The organism is Vibrio sp. Vb0304 (genome assembly GCF_033338995.1).
GTDB classification, from domain to species: Bacteria; Pseudomonadota; Gammaproteobacteria; order Enterobacterales; family Vibrionaceae; genus Vibrio; species Vibrio alginolyticus.
Genome location: NZ_JAWOTT010000219.1, coordinates 1 through 1,198, shown reverse-complemented (window position 1 = coordinate 1,198; position 1,198 = coordinate 1). Strand labels below are relative to the sequence as shown.

Annotated in this window: 1 protein-coding gene; it reads right to left on the bottom strand. The window is 48.7% G+C overall.

The window, feature by feature from the left end; translation table 11 throughout:
- Positions 1-99: 99 nt before the first annotated feature.
- A partial coding sequence (locus R7P35_RS25135; RefSeq protein ID WP_318093118.1) for a DUF3612 domain-containing protein occupies positions 100-1,198 on the bottom strand: 1,099 nt, incomplete at its 5' end.

Here is a 1,198-nt window from a genome sequence, read left to right as displayed (position 1 = left end):
AGCCGAGGGTCACCTAGCCAACTGACGTTGTTAGTGAATACAAATTGTTCACAAGTATATACCGCCAATCACCTTTCTTGTGATTGGCGTTTTTTCTTTCTAGAGACCGATAATATTCACATTGTCACCCGTCTCGTCCGCTTCCCCGCATTTGCTGTAACAGCTTGGTTGTCTTGGACATACCGCCCCTCTTGAACAAATCAATCTTGCTTGGCTTTGAATGCCGCGTTCTATCCAATTGATATTTAAGATTTTAGCGATCGTAGTTAAGTCTTTTTTGATATGAGGCGGAATAACACTGCTTCCGCCGGAAGCGACACAGAGAGACTTCAACTCTTCCGCTATGGAAACCGCATCGCCACCTTGTGCTGAAATCGCAGGGTTTAAATCTATCCCTGCGCACAACACTCGGTTGTTCCCCGCCGGGTCAAATACGTTGACCGATTCACAGCAATAAATGCGTGGCTCGTCACCCACATTCAAAATCGAGATTTGCGCAGAGCTCGTATCTAAAGGTTGGGATAGGCGTCTGAATACCGCCCAGTGTTGGCATGGGTCATTCACTTTGCGCATGTTGCCCCAAGGTAATGGGATGCCATTCCCTCGATACACAGCTTTAAGCTTGCCCGGCCCGTACGCGTCGAAATAGTGCCAATGGGGATATGGTGACACAACGGTCATGCGGCGCATCGCAACCGATGGTGAAACTCCTGCTTTTTTATGAACATCAATTTCGTAACCGGAGCGGTCGAGCAACTGACGAAATGGCACTTTAGGGCAAAGCAGAGCTCCTGCAAAAAAGCTGGACTCAAAGTCTCGCCAAGCTTGCAGAATGTCTTGCGAATTGAGCTCAGAGTTCGACACGGGGCTGTCCATTTGTTCCCAGTTATTCTGATGTCCGATGGAGAGCACGTTATTCATCGCGTCGCTGCTGTGCAATACGCGGTGGCCAATGTATACCGATAAGTCGTATTTTAAACGGGTAGGGTAGTCGCGCATCCGTTTGTTGAGATAAATGGTGCCCGGAGGTTCCATGAATGACGTAATCAATTGCTTGGCGTTTACGCCCAATTCATCGATGACATCTTGAGGCGCTCGGTCAACCCAGCGGATATCCAAGCCCATACTTTTGGCAATGTCGATCAAATCTTCAACCGACAAATTAAGGCGCTTCAATCCCCCTTCTTCGGCGGCACGT